This is a genomic window from Armatimonadota bacterium, from assembly GCA_023511795.1.
In the GTDB taxonomy this organism is placed as follows: domain Bacteria; phylum Armatimonadota; class UBA5829; order DTJY01; family DTJY01; genus JAIMAU01.
Window position 1 is genome coordinate 1 of record JAIMAU010000017.1, and the last position, 26811, is coordinate 26811.

Below are 26811 nucleotides of genomic sequence, written 5' to 3' on the forward strand. Positions count from 1 at the left end.
TAATCAAGGCTAGTTCGTTTACATCAAAGAATCTGAAGCAGCAAATGAACTTATCTTGGTTCTTTCTGACGTCTTTTGGTTCAATAAGCTTATGGTTGTATTCGTCTTTAATTAATTTTTTCCAATTGGTTGTAGCCGCTTCAAATTCGGAATAAATTACGATGTTGTCGTCATCAAGCGATGGAATGTTAGAATCTACAAGCCTCATTGCTCTTATGAGGTAAGCGTCTTTTGTTAATATTGCCAATTTTCTATCAGTCTCTTTGGCGATTTTGAGGAAAGCGTTTAGCCTTTCTATGTTTCTTGAATTAAAGTCAGCAACCACTAACCCTTCCGCCTTTTTTACCTGGCGAAGAGCGTTGCTATAAACATCTTCTTCAGTACGCCTAGTGTTAGAGTTGATGCGTGTTCCTTCGATTATTAGTGCCCGGGGCTTGAGTTTTTTTACCTTATCTGCAAAGTCCCATGTATAATGGCAAGCTGTTCCGTGGCATCGCAAATCGCCTGTGTAAACCACCCATCCTTCGCTTGTTTCTACTGCCCAGGCTGATGCTCCATAAATCGAGTGGTCTACGGAAAAACGGCAGATAGTCAGGTCTCCACACTTTGAAGATTTTATGATAGGTTTAGGTTCATGTGCCTTTCTAGACGATGGGGTTGAGTTCCAGAATTTTATTAAGTTTTCATTAGGCTCTTCATCGGTAAGGCAGTAAGGTCGCGAAGAGGTTGGCTTGTCTTTATCAACTTCGAGTTCGCCGGTAGATTTTTCCCTGCGTTCGGAGATATACGAACACTCGTTTCCCATGCCAATATCTTGGCACGCTTTTGCGAGTGCCAGTGTCATGGCGGAACAGTAAATTGGAATGTCATCCTTTACATAGTGAATACTGCCAAGATGGTCTAGGTGGCCGTGTGATATAAGAATGCCGTGTGTTTCTCCGATATCGCGAGCTTCTACACCCTCCCAAGGATTGGCAATGCTAGATTCCAAGTCCTTACGGTAAAGGTTGCTGATGGGAGGAATTAGCCCCATCTGGATTGGTTCATAAAGGCCTAGGCAAGCCTTTGGCTTCAAATATTCTTCATAGAACTTGCCCATATGTGAAAAGTTGAGGCCAAAGTCGAACCAGAGCCCCGTGTTTTTGTCTTTGAGGAAAATCTTATTGCCGCCGATGCACCCAACACCGTCGAAGCATGTGATGGTCGCCATGTTTGTTGCCTCCGAAGGTAGCATCCTCATGCTATGACTTCGGCAAAAATTCAAGGAGTTCCTTTTATTGGATATAATAATGCTAAGTCTAAGATGCCAGTCGAATCTTTGGGGAAGAGGCTGGATTGAAAGCAGAGGAGAGGTCGGCGGCTAGAGACTTTTCATATAGCTGAGCATTTGCGATTGCCACTGCAGCTGCAGATGCAACCGTCTGGAAAAGACGCATTTTTTCGTCATTCAAAGGGACGTGTTTGTTAAAAAATAAATTTAGTACACCTAGGGCGATATCTTGATATACCAGCGGCACTGATACAGCATAACCGCTGCTTGCGGCTAGAACCCTCCAAGGGATAAACTCAACATCTGCGAAGACATCATCTACAACGACTATGCGTTTTTCTCTGAACGCCTTTGCTGTATGGCCGGAATAAAATCCTGGCCGGCCACTTCCCTCTACGTTCTGCGGCTTCCTTGGGTTTAGCGGCATCTCGGGCAAACCATATGTCGCGTAGGTGGTGAGAGTTGTTCCTTCTTCGTTGGCAAGCATGACCGAAGCATATGTGGCAGAAAGCATTCTAGCCATGTCAGAAACCATCGCTAGCAATACTACCCGAAGGTCGAGTGTGTTCGATAAGCTTGATGACATATAGTGGACGGCTTCTAAATGTGAAATCCTAGCGTGTGCATCTGAGTATGATGCACCAAACTCTTTTGCCATATAGATAACTAGTAGGAAGAAGCCACAGAGCCTAAACAAATGTGCTAGCCACCACATAATGCTGTAATCTAGCCCAGATGCAGCATCAGCCATCTGCGAGAGTGCTATTAATGCGCCAAAGACCATGAGGGAACGAGTAAAATTGTCTTCTCGCTTTGCATAAGCATGTGCGCCCACATATAGTGCGGCGAATGTGGCAGTCACTAGAAGTGCGTCATGGAGGCCTTTATTCGCTAATTGTTCTTTAAAGCATTGCCAAAAGCCGCCCAGCCCGAATGGCAAATTTTCCTGTAACTTTAAATTGTATCTGGCAAGTATGGGCAGACAGACTGCGAGGCATATAGAAAGGGATAAGCTGGCAATTATAGGTCTCTTGCCCATGCGCCGCACGGTTTCGAGCTCTTCCACCTTTTCGTCCCTTGCTGTAGCTGCTAGAAGAATAGCGCAAGCGACTTGCCAACCTATACAGTAATAGTTCACAACTCTTTCGATGATTGAACAAGAGACTGGATTAATTAAGCTTGTTATTCCATGCGCAATAAGTGCTGTGCCGGCGCCGCTAAAAGCAATTGTAGCCAAAAGGGCTCTGCGCTCACCATTTACATAATAGTGAATCCACATGCAGTAAATTAGACCAAGGTCAAGAAGCCCTGCATAACCTTCTGTGAGTGCATGTACCCCTGGGTTGGAGTATATCCATCCAAACAGGGGCAGGTCCCGAATTGCCCAAATTAGCGCGCCTAATGCAGCCGAACATAGAATCATCCTGACGGCGTATTGTTTTGCAGGCTGCGTCTGCTGAATTAATATGTCTTGCTCGGCTTCTATTTCGGGAGCTTTTTTAATTTCAGGTGACAATACTTCCAATTTTGTGTCACCCTTCTTTGTGATGTGTAAGATGGTTTCCAACCAATTTGATTATCGGTGATTGTGCACTGGCTACTTAGGATACGCACCCATTAAAAAGTATCAATGTGTGGGTATTTTGTGGTGGGCTGAAGCTAATTAGCAAATGAACCCCACCGTGCGGTGGGGTTCATACCATCTAGCGAAAAGTTGTTTAATTAAGTCTAAGGCATGCCCGGTAGGAGTGGCGGGAGCGAGATGTCACCGATTCCCATACCTGGAAGGTAATGGCGCGCTACATCCATCGCTTCTTCTACGCCAGCTGTCGTTTTTTCGAAAGTGCCCTCGGGAACCTGTCCGCTGATTTCCGCCACCAGCTGGTTCATAAAGGCTGATACATCGGGAGGCTTATTTCGCTCGATTTGGTCAAGCATGGCTTCGTAATCCATCGCATAGCAGGTAAACAGTGTATTCCAACCGGCTCTTGTGCGCTTTTCATTTTTGTATACTGCTGGCAGGTGAACAGTCATTATCCTGCCGTCCATGGATTTGTACTTAAACCGAAGTATTTCAGTCGCGCTGCCATCCCAGTTTTTAATTTTTACGACCTTTATGCCCGAGGACACGACCTGTTTTAAGCCATAGACTGGTTCCGTTGGGGTCGGAGGAGGCACCGAAGCTATGGATCCTGGTTGCGCACCGGAATCAACTGGTGCACCAGTAACGCTACTCTGAGCCTGGTTTGGTGGTGGTGGCTCAGCGGGCGGGTTTTGTGCGCTAATCTCCTGCTGCCAATAAATAAAGACTCCCAATCCTGAGAAGAGAAGGCACAGTGGGATTAACCAAAAGTAGTGCTTTTTGATTATGAGCGACATCTGCGTACCTCCCACAGTGAGCACCTTGGGAAAATTGCGTGCGTATGATTGCGAAGGTCACATAATTAATCCTTAGGCGCTTGTGTATGCTTAACTTATTCTATATCACAACATCCCTGTTTGTCAAGCGTCCAAGAACTGGAGTGAGAATAGGTTCTGTGCTAGGAGGTATCAGGGATTCCAGGTTCGGTTAGGGCATCTGGTTTTAGGAGCCGGTCAAGTTCCTCGGGGGTAAGGAGGCCATTTTCAATGATGACCTCGCGGACGGATTTCCCTGTAAGAAGCGCTTCTTGGGCTACCATTGAGGCAGCTTGGTAGCCAATTTTTGGGCTCAATGCGGTTGCCAGCCCCAAGCTATTCTCTGCAAAAGTGCGGCAACGCTCTTCGTTTGCTACCATTCCGCGGAGGGCTTTTTCCGTAAATACTGAAACAGCGTTCCTTAGAATTATCAAAGATTCGAATAGGTTGCGTGCTATGACTGGTGTCATCGTGTTGAGGTCGAGGCGGCCGCTTCTTGCCGCATGAGCAATGACCGAGTCGTTGCCTATCACTTGGCAACAAACCATTTCAAGCACTTCAGCCATCGATGGGTTGACCTTTCCTGGAATGATTGAGGAACCTGCCTGAGCGACAGGCAGGTCTATTTCGGCAAAGCCTGTCATTGGTCCTGAATACATGAGGATTATGTCGCCTGCTATTTTCATTAAAGCAACTGCAGTATCTCGGACGGCTCCCGAAATATCAAGAAAATCATTTGCACTCTGGGTAACTTCGACCCAGCTTTCTGGTGGGCGAAGGTCTTCCATTTCGGTATATTCTTTTAGTTCATCCAGGGCTATAACTCTATATGCAATTGTGGAGTTGATTCCTGTGCCAACAGCAGTCGCCCCGATATTAAGTTCCTTTAGGTTCTCCATGGCTATGTGAACATGGCGTGAGACCTTTCCAATGGTAACCGCGTATGCGGCTAGCTCTTGGCCGAGGCGTATTGGCACAGCGTCGCGAAGATGCGTGCGTGCCGACTTTAGCATGTGGTCGAATTCATCTGCTTTGCTCCAAAGAACGTCTTCAAGCTCTGAAAGCGATTCCAAAAGTCGGTTGCCTAATTTTAAGGCAGTAATCCGCATAGCAGTTGGGAAGACGTCATTGGACGATTGTGACATATTAACATGGTCGTTGGGATTGATTATATCGTAGCTTCCTTTTGGGAGGTTTAGCAGTTCGAGGGCACGGTTTGCAATCACTTCATTCATATTCATGTTGAGCGAGGTGCCGGCTCCTGCTTGGAATACGTCGACAACAATTTGGTCGTGCCATTTGCCATGGATTATTTCGTCGGCGGCGTCGCGGATTGCTAGGCCAATGTCTTCGTTTAAACGACCAATTCGCATGTTTGTCACTGCCGCGGCCTTTTTTACCATTGCCAAAGCTGTGATGAACTCGGGGATAGCCTTCTGTCCGCTTATTGGGAAGTTTTCAAGAGCGCGAACCGTATGAATCCCATATAAAGCATCTGCCGGAACTTCTTTTTCCCCAAGCCAGTCGCGCTCAATGCGGCTGTCAGGGTTTCCTTCTTTTTCGTTCTTATTCTTGCTCATAATTTCATTTTCCGATAGTCAAGCTATCTAACAAAAAGGAGATCCTGGACGTCAACAACACCGGGTGTGAATCTGGCGATTGCTTCTGCTTGCTCAACTTGCGTAAAACTATCTACAATCCCGTTGAGGGTAACTATGCCATTTTTGACAGAAATATCTATCTTTTGGTTTGCAACAAACGCATTTTTTCTAAAGCGATCTTGCACGTCGGCTAATATTTCCGCATCTGTTCGAAAAATCTTCGGGCGCACTACAATTTCATTCTTTACGTCTATAACGCCAGCAACTAAGCTAGTAGCCAAGCCAGCAATTTGTTTTGAATAGCTGTTGCTAAGGGTGCCACTAAGTGTAACTACTCCGTTCTCCACTCGAACCTTTATGGCGGAGATTTCGTCTTTGCTGAGGTTGCCTTGGAGTGCCGTGCGGGTTTCTCTGAGAATTTGATTGTCGGTTTGTTTTTCCAAAGGCACGACGGTTATCTGATCAACTATCTGCTCAACTCCAATTGTTCTCTTTGCAAAATTGAGTATGCTTTGTTTGGTTTGGAGTTCGCCAACCTTGCCAGTGATTGTGACAACCCCGTTTTTGACGTTAACTGTAATGTCATCATGGGGCCTTAGTTGGGGCTTTATTCGACTTAAAATCTTCTCTTGGATTTGAGTATCGGATATATTCTGAGCCTGAGCGCCCCCTGCAACCATGTATATCAGCAGAATTATCAAAATTGTATGCGGAAATTTCATTGTTTCAATTCTAATAATGAACTAGCTCCTTATTCATATACCCTGGTGAATAAAGAGCAAAACTAAAAGAACGAGTGCATGTGGATTGTCTTATTGGGGGCGTTGCAACGTTTAGTCGTATACAATGATGTCGGATTGAGCTCGCGGACGAAGCAGGCGGTAGATATCCGAACCTGATTTCCAACATGAACTTATACCAGTGACCACCACATACTTGCCTACGTCAGGAGCTGAAAGACCACTGCGCAACACGCGGATGCCTGGATAGCCAGACGAATCCATTATTCCCGAGCCGTCATCTATATAGAAATAAGAATAAGATGGGTTGGAATAGGTTACTCGTCCCGTCGTGCAAACGAGGAGGCCTATGTTGCATGTCTGAGGAGAGGGTTCACCTATCTTGTCGCACACTCCCTGCTGGCCTGCACCAGTTATTGGGTCATAGTTCCAATCGCCGCCACCTAGGTCGCGGTTTGAAAGCAAGAGGGGTTCAACTGTGCCGGTATTATCAGGGGGCGGCGATTGTTCGGCTGTTATTGCTTCTATGTACCTTTCGCCATTTGAGTTTGTCTTAATTGTGCCAACGACATTAACCCGCATTCCAGTTTGGAGTCCGTGGTATGGCTTTGAAACGGCAATTCCACATCGGCGGTCGTCGGCTTCGATATAGAAAAGGCTGGACCATGAGGCAGAGATAATTGCCCTATCTATGGCAACCATTTCATCATTTGGCAAGCTCTTTGCGGCTTCGATTCCAATTCTGGGAAGCATGGTGAATCTAATCGCTTGATTGTTCGAGAGCAGTGTACTGCCATCATAGGAATACTTATATGCCATGTTTCCAGATGAGTTTTCGATTCCGATTGTTGCACTTCGTCCTGCTCCGCAGTTAGTATCCTCAGGCTGGACCTCGAGATACTGGAAGACTATGTCGTTCAAGTTCTCATATAGGACAACTTGGAAAGTGAATGGCTTCGAGGGCGTAGAATAATGGGGTACGCCAACCCAGCTTATCACAAATCGGCGGTTGGGTGAAGTGCCTTCAGTGCCAACCTTCACGCTGCCGGCGGCAGATGGGTCTAAATCATCCCAATAGGGGTAAAGTACTGCATTTGGTGCGGCCGAGTTAGGTATATCCGTGTTCGAAAACGCATCAAGGCCATTGTTTAGGAAACCTATCATGCCGTTTGCGGCCACATAAAGTTGAGTGTATGCTGTGCCGTAAAAGGTGAAAGTAAACGGTATTGTCAGGGCTGGGGTAACGCCATCATCGGAAAGAGTATATGTTGTATGGTTAGTTGGGTCTACCCAATTTATTGGTATGATTTCCATGCGGTAGTTCTTTGCTATTTCGAGTTTTACGTTTCGGGTCCCGCCACCATCGCCATTGGTTGTGTTTGTAAATGTCACCGTATCATAGTAAATCCCAACCGGCAGGGTTGCCGCTTCCGGCCCGATGGATACAATTACTTCCTCGCTCGCCCCGGGCTCGAGATTACCGGAAGTTTTGGAAAGGGTAATCCATGATGCTGTCTTGGTGGCATTCCAATCCAGGCTTGAATAGCCGATGTTGGTTAGGGTGTAAGTAATGCTGGAAGGATAAAATGGTCCACCAGGTTCTCCTATTGATTCGAAATCGGTGTTTGGGCTTACCTGTAGGCTGCCATCTCGCACAGTTAGAATAATATTTCGAGTGGTGCTACCTACGCCATTGGTTGTGTTTAGGAAAGTAATCGTGTCGGAGTATACGCCGGCAGGTAAGCTGTTGGCATTTGAGTTGAACGAAGCCACAACGTTCGTACTCTCGGCAGGTTCAAGAGTACCATTTTCGCTGGATAAACTAACCCAAGGCTGGGTCTTGCTTGCACTCCAATTGATGGTTAAGTTGCTGTTGTTTGTTAGAGTGTAGGTGTGGCTTGGCGGGTTAAACGGCCCACCAACCGGTCCATATGAGAACGTTTCTGAGGTTGGCGTGACCGCCAAGCCGATTGCCTCTGTTGTAAAGGCTTTTAAGCAGACGTTCGCATTAGAAACGTAATTAGTGATGTCATTCCAGGATGTTCCATTGCTGCTAACATAACTCTCGCCGCTGTTTGCTGTTGCAGCGCTCGAGTATCCTGGGAATGGGTGTTCGTATGGAATCGGCCAGTTGTACCCGGGTGTCGTTAGCTTTACTACAACCGAGAATTTTTCACCAATCGTAAGTTGAACTGGCGAATCCAAGGGGATTGTTTGGTATCCAGCGTTCGCCAGACTGCCAACCTTGCTTGCGACAGGCCCACTTGGGTTGATTGGTCCAGATGTTGGGTTGAGGTAGATATATATTTCATAGCTAGAGTTTGGCGAAGCAGCATAAAAGCTAACGGCGGCGAGATAATCGCTAGTGGCTGCGGTGAAGACATTAGCAAACCAGCCGGTTGTGTTGCCGTAACCAAGGCTTGATACCCAGCCGAGAGGGTCATATTGATAGACTTGTTTGTAGTTGATTGTTGGCTCTGCAGAGTGGAAGAGAGCGTTGTCGGTGCCAATGCAAGTGTCGTAATATGAAATATAAAGGTATCCATTCGAACCCCAGCTTGTGCCCCAACTATTCTTGATGATGAAGGCGCCGTTACCTGGAGGGGTAATGTAGAAGTTGCTTGCTGGATAGTTGTCATCCCACCCAACGATACACACAGCATGGTTGCTTACTCCCATGCCGTTGAAATAGTATGCGCAGGTCGAGTAATTAAAATAGTAGGAGTTCCAATAGAAGGTTGTATATACTGCTCCGTAGGTCATTACAGCCTGCTTAATGTTGTTATTGTCGAGTGGTCCTGCCCTGTCCGGAATGAAATCAACTGCTTGGACATGTTTTCGAATTGCAAGCCCTGTTGGTGATGTGCAGCTTGAGGCGTTATAGATATCATCGCCTTCGATGATTGGGCCATCCCAGCGCGCAAGATATGCTGTTGACATCCAATGGTTGCCGCCTGCGCAGCATGTTGGGTCAAAGCCGTGTTGGTTCTTTAAGTTATTCTCCGAGAGATCCCATGTTTCATCAGGAAGGAGGCAAGACTCCATTGAGCCATAAGTTGCGAACGCCCAACAGCTTCCGCAGGAACCCTGGTTTCTTATTGGGGTAACCTTCCCGAGATTTCGCAGGTCAAATGACGAGGGGAATCCTACTAGAGTGCGAGTGGTTGAGATGCGTTCTCCTTTAGAATGTGAAAGGTCGAGTGGCGGTGGTATAAGGCCTTTTGCGATGCTTTGGTTGGCTTCGGAATTCACTAGAGCGGTCTCTTGCAAATATCTCAAGAACGCAGGATTAGGCGGGGCAGTCGTGGGGATGCTTTCTGTTTGCGAGCTGGCATGGACTGGGGTGCTCAAACAAAGCAAAATTAAGGAAAGAAAAACTGCCCTTTGTATTCGAGGAATTTTAAGCCTCATTTGGGCCTCCTCTTTGTTCTTACCCTAACTTATTAAGTTTATATCGCTACTGCCTTTTTGTCAAGTAAGCAATCAGAAAACTAGTATAAATATTTGGGTATTTATGCTCTAAAGTTTTTCCTGCGCATTGCCAGAATGAAGGTTGAGCGATTTCTTGTTCGTTGAAAGGGGATCCTGGTGAACATTTTACTGCGCAGGATATTTGCCGCTTTTATATTTGCCGGCATGCTCATCGTCTTGCTTACCCTCACGGCACACGCCCAGAGTTGGAATTCTGCGGTTACAAGTGGGCTGACGTCGGTGACTTGGATGTTTGCTGAAGGTGAATATACATGGACTCTTTTTAATAACTCCTCGCTCCCTGGAGATACTTGTCGTGAGTATGATATTTTGATTTGGGAATTAATTCCTTTTCAGGTGGAAGAACCACTTTCTTGGGTAGCCCCTGAAGGCTGGATATGGAACGGCAACAAATTTAAAGTCGCAGACTCAAGCAAGAAATACTTTACACCATGTGCAATTGGACCGGGACAATCTGCTGTCTTTAAATACAAACCAAAGCCCAACGGTAAGCTTATCAACAATAATGGTCCGCAACCAGTTGGCTTGGCATTCGTTACCCATGTTGCAGCGGTTGCTTCAGGGTCGGGAGCGCTTGACGGCAGTCGCCCTTGGATTCCGAAGTTCACTCAGCATGGCTCAACATGGTTTGATGAATCGAATTTAGCGGCAGTCCCTGAGCCAGCAGGATTGGGAATTCTCGCCTTTTATGTTGGGGCTTTTACTTTATATTCTTTATATTGGAGAAATCGTTTAGGATAGGCAATAGCCGCCAGCCATCATTCGATTTTGTGTTCCCCTGCCCAAATGCGCACATACTTAATCAGCCCGCTATACGGAATTGATTTCGAGTAGCTGCCGACCAAGCTTCCTGTATCCATGCCGATTTGTAGACCTTCGTGCGGTTTGGCAGGAAGAAGTCCCACATTCCCGGTGGATGCAACTAGCTTGCCGTCTACGTACAGCTCGATGCTGTGTTTTCTAATGGCGGCCGTGAGGCGTACCCAGTCGTTGCCTATTGGGTTGTTCCCCGCAATTTCCGTTAGGGTTTCCTCTGACCGCAATGCAAATCGGGGAATGCCGCTTTCGAGATATAGGGAGTAGCCGAAACTTTCGCCTCCCTGAGCCATGACGACGCCTTCCTTGCCTTTGATGAGCGCTTCAATTGTCCAGGGCGTCATGCAAGGATTGAGGGCGGGTGAACTTGAAACTTCGATATAGTCTCCTTTTTCAAGCTTGAGGGCTTTTCTGCCGCCTTCTTCCACAAGTTGTCCGCCGTGTAGCTTGCTACTGTTTCCATGCCCAGACACGTCAGATGCATCGCCGCGAGCGAAGTCAAAGGAAAGAACAAGCCCCTCGATTACCTTAGCTTCTTCTACGGGCCCCACTGGCGGAGCTCCCAACTGTTTTCCTTCGGGATATTCTGTTTCCTTCTTTAATCGCTCAAGCTCGGCACGCATTTCCTTTAGTTTCTCCAGATGTGCCGAATCTAGAGCAAGGTTGCGAACCTGAGTCGGGTCATTTCGAAGGTCATATAGCTCCTCAATGTCGTTCATATCGGGGTAAGAACAATATGTCCAATCTTTTGAACGAACTCCTAGCATTAGGGGTAATCCTGCCGCCCATTCCTCTCGGAAATATTCATATAGGAATGACTCGCGCCACTCACTTTTCTTGCCTTTTAGGATTGGTAGGATTGAGCGCCCTTGCATTGTTTTGCGAATGTCTGCTCCTGCTATATCAAGAAGTGTTGGAGCAAGGTCTATGTTAAGAAACATTTCTTTTCTCTTGCTTCCAGGTTTTATTATCTCTGGGTAGCGCATAAGAAGCGGGATGCGAATTGATTCTTCATATATCAATCGCTTGTCTCCCAAGCCATGTTCGCCCATGAAGAAGCCGTTGTCGCCTGCAAAGACAATAACGGTGTTGTCAAGCTGACCAATCTCCTCAAGGGTATCAAGTACTCGTCCAACGCTTTCATCAATAGCTAGTATCGTTCTATAGTAATCTAGCCGCCTTGGCTCGCGAGGGTTCCATGCACCCCGTTCGACCTTCTTTGGGGCGGGCTCTTTCAGACTTGCAATCCACCGTTCTCGCCTGACTCCGAACGTAAACGCTCGCCGCATCCACTCGGGTTTGTCCTCGAACGTGTCCTTGTAGCTTGCGGGTTCTGGAATCTCTGCGTTGGGGAATGCATTTTTATGCCTGGGCGCGGGGGTGAATGGACTATGAACTGCTTTGTGCGCAAGTATCATGCAGAAAGGCTTGCTTCTCTTTCGCTTTAGCCAATTGACGGCGTAGTTGGTTAATAAGTCGGTCATATATCCTTCTGCTTGAAACTCATGTCCGTTTTCGTTAAGGTTCGGGTTTTCATATATGCCCTGAGCCTTGAAGCTGAGCCAGTAGTCGAAACCTGGTCGGGGGTCAGCCTTCGGTTCCATATGCCACTTGCCAATGTATGCTGTTTCATAGCCGGCTTTTTGAAGGAGAAGAGGAAATGTTGGGCAGGAGGAATCTGGGTCATTAGCTTCATTATTCACAACGCCATGCCTATGGGCATAGGTGCCAGTTAAAAATGAGGCGCGGCTTGGCGAGCACAGCGCGGTGGTAACGAATGCGTTTTCAAAGTGAGCGCCTTCACGAGCGAGGCGGTCGAGGTTTGGCGTCTTTAGAAATGATGGCCGGCCCATGAAACCCATGGCGTCGTATCGCTGGTCATCAGTTAATATAAATAGGATGTTTGGTCTGTTTTCCCCAAATGCAGGCTTTGATAATGAGAGGCCTGCTGTAAGTGTTCCGATGACCGCGGCTCCTTTTGCGACGAATTCTCGTCTGGTCATTTTGCGTGATTGTTTGCCCATTATTGACTCCTCCTTTTTATTCAGACACCTATGGGGCGGGACCGGTTGATTCTCGGATAATCAGTTCGCCGGGGATGTATATATTCGCTCTTTTGGCGTTTGGGTTGCTTCGCAGCCGCACAATCTCATTTACTGCACTTTCTGCGACCAAGTCTGCAGAAAGGCCGACGGTGGTGAGGGAGGGGCGCCAGTACTCGCCTTCATCAAACGCTCCATAACCGACGAATGAGATATCGCGTGGACATTGCATGCCCATGGACTGGGCACAAGCCATGGCGCCGAGTGCCATGGGGTCGTTTATGCAAATTACGGCGGTGAAATTCAGCTGGCGGGTAATAAGTTCTTGAAAACCCTGAAAGCCGCCGTCAAAGCCAAACCCTTCGACATTCTGCATGAGGCTGGGGTCTATACCAATCCCTGCCTCACGAAGCGCCCGTTCATGGCCCGCGTATTTCTGCATGGTGGTCTTTATGCGAGAAATTGTGTCCCCGATAAATGCTATCCGCTGGTGTCCTAGTTCAATTAAGTGCCGTGTCAATGTGTAGCCGGCGTGTTCGCGGTCTGCAGTGACGCTTTCTATGTTTCCTTGGGCGCCCGGAAGAAGATCAATCACGGGCAAACCCTCGTTCGCAAGCTGGGCTAGCGTGCTCTTTTCGACTGCTGGCGAATCCCACAGGACTAATAATCCCTCGTGGTTGCTTATCATGCTTTGATTCAAAAATGACTCTGCCTCGGAATCGTTTTTAACTATATTTACAGTAAGCTGAAGCCCTCGCATTGTTGCTAAGCGGCTGAGCGCCATTGCTGTCTGCGAATGTGACTTAGCCATTTGCCAAGTAACAATTAGCAAGAGAATAGTATCGGTATGTCCTCGCTTGAGGGCTCGGCCGACTGGATTAAACTTATACCCTAATTCCTCGGCAGCAGCCCATACTCTGAGCTTTGTTTCTTTACTTATCCTCGAGGCGTGTTTACTGCCAGCGAGAACATATGACACTGTGGCGTGTGAAACCCCTGCTCTCCTGGCAACATCTTTGATTGTCGGCTGTGTTTTTGACATAGTATTGATTTAGTTTAAGCAAACTGAGCACTTAATTTTTTACATGTCTTATTGCCCAATTTCCGCCAGTACAGGCGTTACTGTTTTTAGTGTTCGCACCTTTGCCTGCCCACCAAGGGAAAGGAGATCTCGAGCCTGCAGAATTCTGGGGGACATTGGCTTATCCTCGGTAGTTTGTCTGCCCAACGAAACTATTCTTACGTCCACTGGTTTCTCTAGAAGGTTCACCATGTTTATGACCGTTCGACTGCCGATTTTGGCAGGTAGCCATTCTACTCCCCACACCGGTTGGTTGGTTGATGCATCTACAACGCGAATCTCGGGCAGTAGGTTCATCTTATCAAGCAGTGAGAGCAGCTTGGGCCAAAGTTCTTTATCTGGGCTTGCATCGAGAGGAATAATCACCGCCTGTTTAGAAAGCTGGGCGACTTCGTTATCGGGAAAGTCATTTCCCCATGGGTCTTTAGATGGTGAGTTGCCGAAGATGACGCATTGGCTGGAGGGCGGCAATTTAAGGAGGCTTTTAAAGGATGCCTCTGGAAGGTGGGTTGCATTTGGAAGCATGATGATTTGGTAATCACTTCCCTTGCCGGCAGCAAGTTGCTTTTCTGAAATGAAGTCAATCTTTATGCCGCAGAAGTTCAAGGCTGTGTAAGCTCTGGACATTGCATCCAGATATTGCTGGTTTCGGGCGATAGAAGCATTTGACCACAAAATCGCCACCGGCGCCTTAACGTTCTGCAGGGCTGTAACCTCAGCCGCAAAGCGGTTTAGGTCAAGGCACGCGCGCCCGACAGCCTCCGCGCACCCTGGGCGGTCCATCACATTGCCATAGAAGTCCGACCCTTTGTCATATGTCTTTTCCCATACCCAAATAGTGGTTGCTCCCTGGCCGTGGATTGCCCCTTGCCAAAGCGCTGTGCGGAAGTTCTCCGGTTTGATGTAATAATTCGAGCGGTCAGGGCTGATGTGGTTTTCTGAATTAAATATCGGCTTCTTGTTTAGTGAGCGCTGTAGATCATAGCCTATGTTCATTGAGCCCCAGGCGATTGTCTCGCCGCTTGGGAAAGCGTAGTTGTCATTGCCGTTAATTTGTGAAAGTTCGCCAAAAAGCTCTGGGTCAACTCCCCATGCGATTGTGTACCTTGAAAGAAGTGCTGAATCCATGATTTTTGCGTGTACAGGAACCTTTGGAGCCATTTCATGAATAACATCTGCTTTCCATTTGTGCCAGCTTGCAAAGCGCTCTTGGTTGAACACGACATAATCGTAGAATTGCGGTGCGTCATAGTGGCCATTTGCAGGGATTGGCACCTCAGAGAAGCTTGAAAATTGGGTCTTATACCGTGCGTTCAGCGTTGCAATGTCGCCATGTACTTTGGCAAGATATTCGGCCCACATGGCTGGTGTGTTATCACAGCCGGCGGCACGGTCGAAAATAGGCTCATTTGAGAGACAAAAGCTGTGTAGTGCCGGTTTGTCTTTGAAGAGAGGGACAACCGTTCGCAGAAACTTCTCTATTATTTGTTTTGCTTCGGGTGCGTCCACACAATATCCAAAGAATCCACCGCCGCCTTTCATTAAATGTGGCCATTTCTGGTATGCCCAACCTGGGAAGTAGTGCGGCGAGAGGAGAATATTGACCATTACATTGTTTTTTGCCGCTTGGTCGAGAAGATTGGCGATGTCTTGGGCAGGTTTGAGATTGACCTCATTTTCCGAGGGGAAAACGGCGCTGGGACCAATCTCAACTTGAATGATGTTCACGCCATAGCCTGGCCAACGAGGCATGTCTGTCCTCACTTGGCCAAAGTGCCCATAGCCGCAGAAAAAGACTGGACCTCGGCTCTTCTTGCCACTTGAATCTTGCCTATCGCCAATGAAGCTCAAGCCCTTTATCTCAACCTTGCTCGTGCGATATCTAACAGCATTTGGCGCAAGTTTTGGATTTTTGAGATATGCCTGCATCTCCGCCATTGCGTTGTCGAGTGAGCGATTAAAATCGCCAACAGCCCAGTTAGCCCGCGTTATCTCGCCCTTCTGTAAGTCCATCCGTGCCAGCGGCAGGAACTGCTCAACCATGGTTCGCGTTACAAGCGGATAATCGAGGGGGATTCCTTTCATCTTGCACTTTTTATAGAGTGCATCGAAATCTTTGAGTTTAGCTTCAACCTTGTCCAAATCGGCAGAAATCGCAGAACCGAGTTTCTCAATCTTTTTTGTTCCAGCAACAACCTTGCCTTTTTCATCTGAAATGGTTATGGTGCATTCAAGCTGTCTAACTGGTGCCTTGCCGCTGTTCCACTCCCATTCGAAAGAGTTTTCGCCTGGCTTTACTTGGGCGCTCTTTTTGAAAATGATTTCGCTCCCAGCGCGAATTATAGCTTCGACGGTTGCTGTGCTTTTCCGTGTAGAATTGAGAAAGATAGCGACTGAGGCTGGAGCGTTGTCACCAATAACCGTGCCTGGCGCTAGAAACCATCCATTTATGCCTTTCGTTTCTAATGGGGAACCGATGGGTTTGAGTGAAATGTCATCAATCGCTAGTTCATCGCATAAATTGACGACGTTGATGCCAATGTTTAGGCTATTTTGGTCATTCTTTGTTCGAAACCTTGTGGATATTTTTTGCCAATCATAGCTGCCGCTTGGGATGTTAAGGGTGTAAGAGTTCCAATCGGTGAAATGTATTGCAGATGAAACGTTTTTTCCCCGAACCCATACGCTCAATTCATACTCAGTTGCTGGCAAGACGCCGACAACCTGAAAGAGTCTGCCGTAGACCTCAGGTTCGAGAGGGCTCTCATTATGGAAGACAACGCATTGCCTGCCCGAGTAAGGGTTTTCTTTGCTTATGGCATATGTGCATTTGGCTCTGGAATACCATCCCCAACCTGCACTGCCTTTCTCAAATCCGGGATTGGCTATCACGGGTATTACACCTGCCGTGGCTAGCCTGGCGAGTGCTAGACAAGACAAAAGTACTGTTAGAATTCGCATTTTAAACCTCCTTGATTGGCAATGCACGAAAAGACAGATGCCGAAAAATAAAAGCCCAAACTAGCATAACCTAGAGGTATGGTGACTCGTGTAACCAACAATACTCCCACTCAGTAAACTTGTCAAGCGCCTACGGATACTTGACAACTCTCCAACCTCACGGCTAGAATTGGGATGAACGACTGGTTACACGTTAAACTATTTACATCAAACTTCGCGGAGTAAACTAAATGGGCTTGCTCAACCGCATCATTTGGGCTACCACGGTCTTTGTTGTATTGATTATGGAGCCCTCTGCTTTGGCTATGCGGTCAATAGTGATTAGAAACAATCATGACCTGCCATACATGGGGCCAGTTACCTTCCTAGCGAATTCCGCAGATGGATATTTTGAGGCTAAAAATGGCATTGCAGAGGTAGCAAAGGGAAGGGCTTATGTGCTTATTGATATGCCCGGGCATTCGCAACTGCGCTTAACGCGAAAAGGAGATGGCCACCGAAAAGATAGTCTCCTTTTCCAAAGCATCCTCTCCGTGGAGCCGATGGCAGGTGGCCTTAGGCTTCTCTGTCGCGGCGTGGAGATAGGGCGCGTTGAGCTCGGGTTAGTGGTCGTGCCAGGCACGGAAGCCGGCACGGCCCACGCAGTGTCTTGCTTTGAACCGTTAAGCTTCGAATTCAGGGGCAAAAGATTGATAACTGGTAAGTGCCAGAACTCCGGCTACGACATCGAAATTTTGGTCATGCCATGCGCCGCCGGATTCGTTGATTTTGATGTAAAACTTACCAGGTCGGAGGGTAATTCGGAGAAGGCATATGTTGCCCTTGTGAGGCGAGTTGCAACACCTGGAATCAAGCACTTGAGAATGCGTTGGTGTGGGAAAGTTATCGAGGGTTTGGATGAACCAGCTAAATATCACAGGAACTTCACAATGACCCACGGCGCCGATTGGTGCTCTTGGAGGGCGGGTGGTTTCCACTTTGCAGCAGTAAATGGCTTTGCGGCGGGACTGACCGCTGAGGAGAAACCAGGTCGCTGGATTGCCGTCAATAGCTACTACATCCGTGAGGCAGTTCGAAAAGATGGCGACAGCGTGTATTTGGTTTCCCAAATTGCTGGGCCAAGTCCCGAACAAGAGCGCTCACGTTCACAGTTGCCAACTTCCTATGTTCCTCCCATAAAAGGTGAGCCAGTTCGACTGCGGTGGCGGCTGGCAATTGCTGAGAAGCCTAGGGTTGGGTGGGAGGACAGCCAACTATTTGTATATTCAGGTTTTCAGCGCGTGGTTGATTTGGGTGATACTGTAATAGTTGACCTGGGTGTTCCATTTGTTGAGTTTGGAACAAGCTATTTTCCTTATTCGACTATGTGCGAGAACTTTGACTATTATAGAGTGTCTGGTCTTGACCGAGAAGGCTGGTGGCCTTTCTCGCCAAAGCTATGGAAAAAATGGCGGGATTTAACTCCTCAAATGAAGACCGACCTTAGAATCATTCGCTCGATGGGTTTCGATTGGGTGCGCCTGCACCACTTGGAGCTTCTCGGCGAGATGGATAGAAAAGATGCCCTTGCGTTTCTTGATTTCTACATGAGTGAGTGCCGCATGCTTGGGCTCAAAGTGTTGGTAGACACTGCAGGCTCGCCGGAATGGATGCAAACCATTGCCCGTCGGTATAGTGATGTTGTAAAGCGGGTTGAGTTGGAAAATGAAATTCTGATCCCAGGGATAAAACCAGGTGATGCGGAACGCTGGACTGCTCAGTACAATGCAATCAAGAAAATCTCCCCTGATACGCAAGTTTTTCTCACCGGCAACTGCAATGTTGGGATGTTTGATCGTCTCTTGCGGCTGGGAGTGCCTTTCGACCGCGCAGGATATCATTTCTACCAACACGGTCCAGAATGGGACATCGCGACTTCGTCTATTGCACTTGCCATGGCAGGCTATGCCCGAACCATCTGCCGCGAGCCAACGCTTGGTGAGTTCAATTGGAAGATATTGACTCGCTGGACTTCCGAAGCCCGAGCAAGGGAGTTTGCAAAGATATACGGCGGAATGCTCAAACCGAGAGCGATACCCGAGTTTATGCAGTTCCACTGGCAGGAAACGCTGAGTGTGAATCCGCGGCTTACTCGCCAGGGCATTCGCCATTATGAGACAATCCATCTTGACCGCCGACCAAAACCTGAGGCGGTGGAGCTAATGGGGCTTATACGACGGTATGCACGGCCCGATTCTCCCATTCGCATGTTTCCAATTACAATTGGAGAGACAGTATTTAGGGACGGCAGAGCCACGGCTAATTTTACTATCGAGAACAAGACTAGTAGGACGATATCGCTGAGGCTTTCGGCAGTTGCTTTCGGTAGTATAAAATCGCGGCTGCTCACGGGGTCATCAGTTGCCATTAAGCCTGGTGGAAAGGCGGAGGGAAGTATCGAAATCTTGCTGATGCCCGGCGCGCAAGTAGGCACTTATCATCACTTCCTTAAGGCTGACTACCCAGGAGGTAGTGCTTGCGGCTGGGGAATTGCTTCTAATCAAGGGATGCCCAAGTTCAGCGACCCTGTTATGCCCGACCTCGTGGAGTATCCCCAGGGACCTGGTGTTGTTAAGCAATTTGATTATGCCCATCCTATAACTGTTGCATTTGGCAAGGATTCGCCGGCGCTGGAATTGGAAATGGCTTACCAAATTTTCAATACTCTTCAATCTGCGACAGGCCGACCACTCTACTTGTGCAGTGTTGAGGATTTGCCTAAAGAGCGGATGGCGAACGATAATTTAATTTTAGTTGGCACTCCGAAAACAAACATGTTGATTGGCAATCTATCACAAAGCATTCCTAAAGACAAAGGAGTGGTCATACTTCATAATGCCAGCAATGGCCGCCAGTGGCTAATTCTTACAGGCGAGTCAAAGGAACTCGTTGCGGCGGCTGCGACTGAGTTCACCTTGAGGTATTGGGTGAACGCAAAGGATTCCGTTATTAGGATAGCTGGCATGGAGAAAGGCGCCGCCCTGGGAAACCGCGCTAAGCCTGGGGAAGTTAACATGCCTTAAAAATTAGCGCTGGCTTTTCGAAATTAGAATAGCCTTCCGCGACTTTTCCAAAAGTAAGGAGCAACAGATGAAAAAAGACCAATTCGAGCAGTTGAAGGCGATTGTGCAAGGAGCTAAGATCAAGCCTCCAGTAGCTTTATTAGTTGACAGCCCTTGGATTCCGCCGTTTGTAGGCATAGGGGCAATGGAATACTTCACAGAACCTGATAAATGGCTGGAGGCGAACCTGCACGTCGTCGAGCGCTTCCCTGACGTGATATTTATACCAGGCTTTTGGGTCGAATATGGAATGGCGATTGAGCCCTCTGCGCATGGGTGCAAAGTATCATGGTGGAAAGATTCTCCACCTTCGGTTTCGCCTGTGCTCTCCGACATCTCCGAGGTCAGCCGGCTAACAGTACCATCGCCACAAAATGACGGACTAATGCCATTTGTGCTGCATCTTCAGCGGCGTGCCCAGGAACAGATTGCCCCAATGGGGTATTCAATTCGCATAGTCTCTGCCCGAGGTCCGCTAGCACTTGCAACATTCATTCGGGGGATTACCGAGTTCCTAATAGACATAAAAATTGAACCTGAGAACTCGCATCGTTTGCTCGATATTTGCACTGAAACCGTAATCCGCTGGCTGGATGCCCAAGCAAAGAACTTGCCCGATGTCGAGGCAATTTTCGTTCTTGATGACATAGTAGGTCTTTTATCACCAGCTGACTACGAAGAGTTCGCCCATCCATATCTTAAGCGAATATTTAATGCTTTTCATGGCATGCTCAAACTCTATCACAATGATGCGAATATTGAGCCATTTGCCGAGCGCCTCGCAGAAACGGGCTTTGACATCTTGAATTTCAGCCACCTAATAGACGCCGGCGAACTCTATCGGCGGATTGGAGACAAGGTAGTCCTAATGGGGAATGTCCCGCCTCTTCAGGTGCTGACAGAGGGGACGCCGGAGCAGGTGAAAGAAAGCGCCAAGCGAGCGCTTGATGGGACTGGAGGGCGAATAATACTCTCAGCTGGCGGCGGCACGAATCCCGGCACATCAGCTGAGAATATAGATGCTCTTGTCCAAGCGGCGCGGGAGTGGTCAGAAAGCCATGGCTAGCTTTGCCGCTAATTGCTCGATGCGTGCCTAGGATATCTCTTTCCGAGGAATTTCATCCCGGCAAGAACGATTACAATAGCTTGGATAACCGTGACAATCTCCTTTGGCGTTTCGGTGATTAGCTGCATGCTTACCGCGCCATTTCTCAGTGCGCCAAAGAGGAGTGCTGAAAGCGCTGTTCCGACGGCAGTGTTATTGCCAAGAAGAGCGACAGCAATGCTGTCGAATCCATAGCCGGGGGAGAATTGGTCATAGAACCGATGGTGTACCCCTAGAACTTCAACTGCACCCGCGAGTCCTGCCAGCCCGCCGCTGAATAACATAGCAAGCACAACCATCCCTGGCACATTTATGCCGGATGCTCGGGCGGCGTCCTGGTTAGTGCCTACCACCTTTAGTTCATAGCCGACTACCGTGCGATTCATTAGGAATGCAAAGCCGATGACACCAAGAGCTGCTACGAGAATTCCCCAATGTGCGACTCCGAGGCTACCTAAAAAAGCGGTTGGCTGAATTTCGGGCGTCTGCGGTGCCATTGAGTTGGGGTCTTGAAATTGATTGGTTACAAGGTAGTGAGTGAGGTAAAACGCGATGTAGTTAAGCATGATTGTAGTGATGACCTCATGTACACCGCGTTTTGCCTTTAACAAGCCAGGCAGGAAGCCCCAAAGCGCACCCCCAAGGATTCCCGCAATGAGGCATAAGGGGATATGCAAGGACGCTGGCAGTTTTAGAATGTAACCAGCCAACGCTGCCGCAAGCCCGCCGATTAGAAGCTGACCCTCCACGCCAATGTTGAAAATCCCTGCACGGAGACCTAATGCTACCGCCAGCCCAGCAAGCGTAAGAGGGATTGCCTTGACAATGGTTTCGCAGACTGCCGGAACACTTCCAAATGCGCCGGAGAACATTGCGCCAAATGCGGCAAAGGGATTTTCTCCTGATGCTAGGATAACTATCGCACCAATCCCAAATGCAATTCCCAGCGTTGCCAATGGATTGCCAGCCGCATGCAAGAAAGGCGGTAATCTGTTAATTATTGGGTGCTCTTTATGTTCCACCTTGACCTTCTTCCTTTGACGAAGATGGCAAAATGCCTTCTCCAAGCATCAGTGCTCCCACATTCTGGGGGGTTGCCTCTTCTCTTTTTAAGATGCCGGCAATTCGACCTTGGAACATCACCATTACTCGATCGCTAAGGCTTAGTATTTCATCTAAGTCGTAGGATATCAACAGAATTCCTGCTCCTTGGTTGCATGCTTTAATTAAGCGCATTCGGACCTCTGCCGATGCGCTTACGTCCAAGCCGCACGTTGGCTGGCTTGCAATCAGCAGTTTAGGCTCGCGCTCAAGTGCTCGGCCAAGCACGAGCTTTTGCTGATTTCCTCCTGAGAGCTGTCCGGCAGCTATTTCAGGGCCAATTGCTCTTATATTGAGGTTCTCGATTAAGCGTGATGCATGCTCCCGACAAGCCCTTATATTAAGAATGCCAGCCTTCGCAATTGGTTCCTCCCAGTGTGAGCCAAGTATGGCATTATCTATTATGCGATTCTCAGGCAGGAGAGCGAAGCGGCGGTCCTCAGGTATGTATGCAATTCTTGATTTGAGACGCTGGCTGACCGACGTGCCGATGATTTCCCGACCATCAAGCTTGATGCTCCCCAAACCTTTGCGAAGTCCAATAAGCGCCTCCGCCAGCTCCCGCTGACCGTTGCCGTCAATTCCTGCGACGCCCAGGATTTCGCCAGGGTAAAGTTCGAAGCTTACTCCATTAACTGCGGGGACGCCGGATTCCCCAATTACTCTCAGGTTGCTTACTTTTAAGATGGGTTCACTTGCTGAATCTACTGTTTTTCTAGCCTGCCTTGGTATTTCAAAATCGCCCTCACTGCCGACCATCAGTCGGGTAAGTTCATCGGCACTCGTTGAGGTGGTTTCAAGGCAGGCGACGGATTTGCCATGTCGAAGAACCGTCACCCGGTCGGAATAACCCAGCACCTCTCGGAGCTTGTGGCTAATGAGGATGATGCACATACCGTCTTCAACCAATCGCCTGAGCATGGCAAACAGGCTTTCCACTTCCTGTGGTGCAAGCACGCTTGTTGGCTCATCGAGGATAAGTATTCGCGCTTGCCGGTAGAGTGCTTTGAGTATTTCCACTTTTTGTTGGGATGAGACAGACAAGTCGGCTACTCGGGCGTGAAGGTCAACATAAAGTCCGAACTGCTCGCATATCTCGCAAAGCCGTTTCTCTGCTGCATGATAGTCGGTTTGGAACAAGTAAGTTGGCTCACAACCTAAAATGATATTTTCCGGCGCTGTGAAAGCCTGTACGAGCATAAAGCGCTGGTGAACCATGCCAATTTTTTGACTGATGGCATCGCGCGGGCTTTGTATTCTAACTGGCTTGCCGAAGATACGTATCTCTCCATGGTCAGGCATCAGCATGCCATAAAGGATGTTCATGAGGGTCGTTTTGCCAGCTCCATTCTCGCCGATAAGCGCATGCAATTCTCCCTGATAAGCAGTAAAATCAACCTTATCGTTTGCAATAACGCTGGGGAAACGCTTTGTTATTGCTAGCATCTCGACGACAGGTGAATCCATGCTTCCTATTTTTCCCTCTGGCTGGCGATGAGAATCAACTCGATTCGCCAGTGCTTCAGCATTGGCGAAAAAGTAAACTGAAAGTATGCCGGGTAGAGTTTAAATGCTCAGTACCGATAACTTTAGAGAATATAAAATTGCAAAACCTTATTTGGCTTTAAAACTCATTAAACCATATCAATTCGGCATTCGAACTGTCAAATTAGGTATAATAAGAAACAAACGTCAAAAATGTAAAGTAGCTACAAACCATGAACCCTGCCATTGAGACAATAAGAGAAATCACGAAAGGAACGCCTTATGAGGGAAAGTTATTTCTAGTGGGCGGCTGTGTGCGCGATGAGATTATGGGCTTACCGCCAACAGAGGATGTCGATATTGTCTTTGAAGGCAGTGCCCTCGAACTTGCAAAGTTTCTATACGAGAAGGGAGTAGCTGACCACCGTCCTGTAACCTACCCGCGTTTTGGGACGGCGATGGTGACAATCAAAGGTCATACGGTAGAGCTTGTCAGCGCCAGGAGAGAGGTTTATACTCCGGAGAGTCGCAAGCCTGAGGTCGAATTTGCTGGGCTTTATGAAGATGTCCTGCGCCGCGATTTTACCATAAATACTCTTCTAAAAAATCTGCACACCGGCGAGATTCTCGATTTGACTGGGCGGGGGAAAGCAGATATCGAAGCGAAAATAATTCGCACGCCAACCGACCCCGATGCTACCTTCTTTGACGATCCACTTAGGATGCTTAGGGCAGTTAGGTTTGCAGTCAGATTAGGATTTGAGATAGACCCGCAAACCTGGGAGGCAATTACGAGAAATGCACCCAGATTGGCAATCATCAGCGCTGAACGCATTCGCGACGAATTTGTGAAAATTCTTTTAAGCGACAACCAAGTGCGAGGCATTCGAATGCTCAAGCAAGCTGGTCTTCTCAAGGAGTTTGCTTGGGAGCTTCTCGAAATGCAAGGCGTTACCCAGGGCGGCCGCCATGTCTATGACGTATGGGAGCATACCCTTCACGCATTGGAGTCACTGCCGCGCCAAGCCGACCTTATCTTGCGGCTGGCTGTTCTCTTTCATGACGCAGGAAAACCTCGGACAAAAACGGTAGACAGCGAGGGGCATATACATTTTTACGGCCATGAAGTTAAGAGCGCCGAGATTGCTAGTCGAGTGCTGAATCGTCTAAAGTTTCCAAAGAGCGAAATCTCGCGCACAGTTCGTTTGGTTGAATTGCATATGCGGGTCGGCGAATACCGAAGTGAGTGGAAGGACTCAGCAGTCAAAAGGCTTATGCGCGAGGCGGGCGACGATATATCTGATCTCATTGCGCTTTGCAAGGCAGATAGGAAAGGTTATGGGCCGCATGCTTCGACTGAGGAATTAGAAGAGCTAGAGCAAAGGATAGAAAAGATTATATTGAAAATTCCAATTCACAAGATTGAAAGTCCATTAAATGGTTGGGAAATCATGGAAATTCTCAACATTCCACCTGGTCCGAAGTTGAGGCAAGTTAAGCAGTTCCTTCTAGAGGAAGTGCTCGAAGGCCGTCTTTCTCCCGGCGATAAAGAAGCAGCAAAGAAGTTGGTTCGAGAGAAGTTCGCTGCCGGTGCAACTTGACACCTCAATCCGCAAGCCCTAAACTGGTAGCCAATTATCCTTAGAGGCAGGAACAGTGGATATGCTTTGTTTTCTCCTGTGCGCAGTAATCCTTATGACAGCGGAAATATCCCATGCCGCCGTCCCGCCGCCATATGAGCCGGTTAAGGCTACTGGGGCAGAAATAAGATGTCTCGGCAGGATAATCAGGCTTGGGCCGATGTTGTTGCCAGCCCAGATAAAATCGGCTGGTAAAGACCTGCTTTCCAGTCCTATAACCCTCATTGTAGACCCAATATCGGCACTTGATGGGCTTGCTGGCAAGGGCAAGGTGGTCGCTAACAATGGCGACTCGGCAGTTTTGGAATGGGAGGGAGAATCGCAGGCATTCAGTATTAAAGTACGCTTGACGGCTGATTGCGATGGCTTTTGTTGGTATAACATCACTCTTGTACCAAAGCAACCGACAAGGCTGTCTTCTCTAGCTCTGTCTATTCCTCGGCGTAAGGAGACGGCGGAATATGTGCACACTGCGAATTTTACTTGGGGACAGGGTATATCGCAAGGGTTGGCAGAGCTTGGCGGAAATTGGTGTGGGGGCTTCATGCCTTATGTCTGGATTGGCGATGAAGAAAGGGGACTGGCGTGGTGCTGTGAATCTGACGAGGGCTGGAACCTAAAAGATGCAAAAAGCGCGCTTTCCATAGCAAGCTTAGAATCTGCAGTGCTTTTTAAAGCCGCCCTGCTAGACCACCTTGAGAACATCAGCTTGCCAATAAATATGAGGTTCGGAATACAAGCAACTCCTGTGAAGCCGGTTTCGTTTGATTGGCGTGCAAAGGTGCGCATATTCCACGGCATCACCTATGATTGGGTAGTCCCAAGAAAGGACGACAGGATGCCGCTAGACCTGCTTCAAAGAGCTGGCGTTAAGACCGTAATTTACCATGACATGTGGCCCACGTATTATGGCCAGCTTGTTCCCAGTTCGCCGGAACAGTTCCGCAAGCTGGTTGATGAGTGCCATAAGCGAGGAATCAGGTTCCTTGTATATGTTGGCTATGGATTGGCTCGGAATGCGCCAGAAATGCAGGGCCATCATGATGAGTGGTCCATCTTACCGCTTATACCTTGGGTTCCCAGCTACAAACCCGAGTTCCGCACTTTCGATGCTTGCTGTCCGAGGAGCGGCTGGGCCCGATGGCTTGTGGCAGGTATTGATAAACTTTTCTCAACCTTTGATTTAGACGGCATTTACTTTGACGGCACAAGCGAAGCATTTCGGTGCCAGAATGAGAAGCACGGCTGTGGCTGGCGCGACGCAGAGGGCAATCTTTATGCTACCTATGCAATTCTTGCTGCTCGGAGCCTTATGCGGCAAATCGCCGATGTCGTGCGTAAGCACAATCCCAATGCAATTCTCGACGTCCACATGTCTGACAACCTAACGGTCCCGACGCTTTCATTCTGTGATAGCTATTGGGATGGTGAGCAATTCGAGGTTTATAATGCTGATGATAAGGTTGAAATACCGCTCGACCAATTCCGAACGGAGTTCATGGGATATGCCCACGGCTTGGACGCACAATTTCTCTGCTATGAAAACCGCCCGTTTTCATTTGACGAAGCAATTGCAATTGCTTGGCTACATGGAGTAGAGGTTCGTCCGATAAACAAAAACCAATTACGGAAGGTTGTACCTATTTGGGGGGCACTTGACCGGTTTGGTGCTCCATCGGCTAAGTGGCTGCCCTATTGGAAAGGGTCTGGTGTATTTTGCTCAGATTCGTCCGTTAGGGCTAGTGCATTTGCAAAAGATGGCAGAGCGCTAATATTCGTAAGCCATCTCAAGCGCGAACCGCTTTCCACTACCTTGGTAGTCGACCCTAAAATTCTCGGGCTTCCCTCGGAGAAGCTCTCGGCGACCAATGCCATTACTGGCAAACCATTTGAGATTGAGGGGTTCTCAATTCCGCTTGTATTTGAAGGGATGGATTGGAAGCTTATTGAAGTGAAGTAGCCTTAATTATAGGTTAGAT

At 48.3% G+C, this 26811-nt stretch carries 16 protein-coding genes; 5 read left to right on the forward strand and 11 right to left on the reverse strand.

Annotated elements, in window-relative coordinates:
* The 6 genes from K6T99_11090 to K6T99_11115 form a co-directional block, all read right to left on the reverse strand.
* On the reverse strand, positions 1 to 1210 hold a 1210-nt coding region (locus tag K6T99_11090), incomplete at its 3' end, for a hypothetical protein (protein ID MCL6520366.1).
* 88 nt (positions 1211 to 1298) lie between these two features.
* Positions 1299 to 2795, reverse strand: coding sequence for a GAF domain-containing protein (locus K6T99_11095; GenBank protein MCL6520367.1), 1497 nt, complete (start codon positions 2793 to 2795; stop codon positions 1299 to 1301).
* Between the two features lie 203 nt (positions 2796 to 2998).
* The gene (locus K6T99_11100) at positions 2999 to 3649 is read right to left on the reverse strand and encodes a hypothetical protein (protein MCL6520368.1); all 651 of its coding nucleotides are present in this window, start codon (positions 3647 to 3649) and stop codon (positions 2999 to 3001) included.
* Between the two features lie 161 nt (positions 3650 to 3810).
* A complete protein-coding gene (locus K6T99_11105; GenBank protein ID MCL6520369.1) occupies positions 3811 to 5247 on the reverse strand; it encodes an aspartate ammonia-lyase in 1437 nt (478 codons plus the stop codon).
* Positions 5248 to 5270: 23 nt separating this feature from the next.
* Positions 5271 to 5990, reverse strand: coding sequence for a BON domain-containing protein (locus K6T99_11110; protein ID MCL6520370.1), 720 nt, complete (start codon positions 5988 to 5990; stop codon positions 5271 to 5273).
* Between the two features lie 111 nt (positions 5991 to 6101).
* Positions 6102 to 9419 (reverse strand): hypothetical protein, encoded by a 3318-nt coding sequence (locus K6T99_11115; GenBank protein MCL6520371.1) that lies wholly within the window; start codon positions 9417 to 9419, stop codon positions 6102 to 6104.
* Positions 9420 to 9596: 177 nt separating this feature from the next.
* Between K6T99_11115 and K6T99_11120 the strand changes: the two genes are divergently transcribed.
* Positions 9597 to 10241 carry a hypothetical protein gene (locus K6T99_11120; protein ID MCL6520372.1) on the forward strand — a complete coding sequence of 215 codons (645 nt, stop codon included), beginning with the start codon at positions 9597 to 9599 and terminating at the stop codon, positions 10239 to 10241.
* Positions 10242 to 10258: 17 nt separating this feature from the next.
* Here the strand turns inward: K6T99_11120 and K6T99_11125 are convergent, their stop codons facing one another.
* From K6T99_11125 to K6T99_11135, 3 genes are read right to left on the reverse strand one after another with little or no spacing between them, the layout of a single operon-like run.
* The gene (locus tag K6T99_11125; GenBank protein MCL6520373.1) at positions 10259 to 12340 is read right to left on the reverse strand and encodes a sulfatase-like hydrolase/transferase; all 2082 of its coding nucleotides are present in this window, start codon (positions 12338 to 12340) and stop codon (positions 10259 to 10261) included.
* Positions 12341 to 12368: 28 nt separating this feature from the next.
* Positions 12369 to 13400, reverse strand: coding sequence for a LacI family transcriptional regulator (locus tag K6T99_11130; GenBank protein ID MCL6520374.1), 1032 nt, complete (start codon positions 13398 to 13400; stop codon positions 12369 to 12371).
* Positions 13401 to 13448: 48 nt separating this feature from the next.
* A complete protein-coding gene (locus K6T99_11135) occupies positions 13449 to 16400 on the reverse strand; it encodes a beta-galactosidase (protein ID MCL6520375.1) in 2952 nt (983 codons plus the stop codon).
* A gap of 230 nt (positions 16401 to 16630) precedes the next feature.
* Here K6T99_11135 and K6T99_11140 point away from each other — a divergent pair, with 230 nt between their 5' ends.
* Positions 16631 to 19462, forward strand: coding sequence for a hypothetical protein (locus tag K6T99_11140; GenBank protein ID MCL6520376.1), 2832 nt, complete (start codon positions 16631 to 16633; stop codon positions 19460 to 19462).
* Positions 19463 to 19529: 67 nt separating this feature from the next.
* Entirely contained in the window at positions 19530 to 20567 is a 1038-nt protein-coding gene (locus tag K6T99_11145) for a uroporphyrinogen decarboxylase family protein (GenBank protein MCL6520377.1), read from the forward strand.
* 8 nt (positions 20568 to 20575) lie between these two features.
* Here the strand turns inward: K6T99_11145 and K6T99_11150 are convergent, their stop codons facing one another.
* Positions 20576 to 21628 carry an ABC transporter permease gene (locus K6T99_11150; protein MCL6520378.1) on the reverse strand — a complete coding sequence of 351 codons (1053 nt, stop codon included), beginning with the start codon at positions 21626 to 21628 and terminating at the stop codon, positions 20576 to 20578.
* Complete coding sequence (locus tag K6T99_11155) at positions 21618 to 23174, reverse strand: ABC transporter ATP-binding protein (GenBank protein ID MCL6520379.1); 1557 nt, start codon at positions 23172 to 23174, stop codon at positions 21618 to 21620. The genes K6T99_11150 and K6T99_11155 overlap by 11 nt, the downstream gene beginning before the upstream one ends.
* Before the next feature lie 251 nt (positions 23175 to 23425).
* Between K6T99_11155 and K6T99_11160 the strand changes: the two genes are divergently transcribed.
* Both K6T99_11160 and K6T99_11165 read left to right on the forward strand, forming a co-directional pair.
* Positions 23426 to 24793: a CCA tRNA nucleotidyltransferase gene (locus K6T99_11160; GenBank protein ID MCL6520380.1), complete on the forward strand. Its 1368-nt coding sequence runs from the start codon at positions 23426 to 23428 to the stop codon at positions 24791 to 24793.
* Between the two features lie 55 nt (positions 24794 to 24848).
* A complete protein-coding gene (locus K6T99_11165; GenBank protein ID MCL6520381.1) occupies positions 24849 to 26792 on the forward strand; it encodes a DUF6067 family protein in 1944 nt (647 codons plus the stop codon).
* Positions 26793 to 26811: the final 19 nt, after the last annotated feature.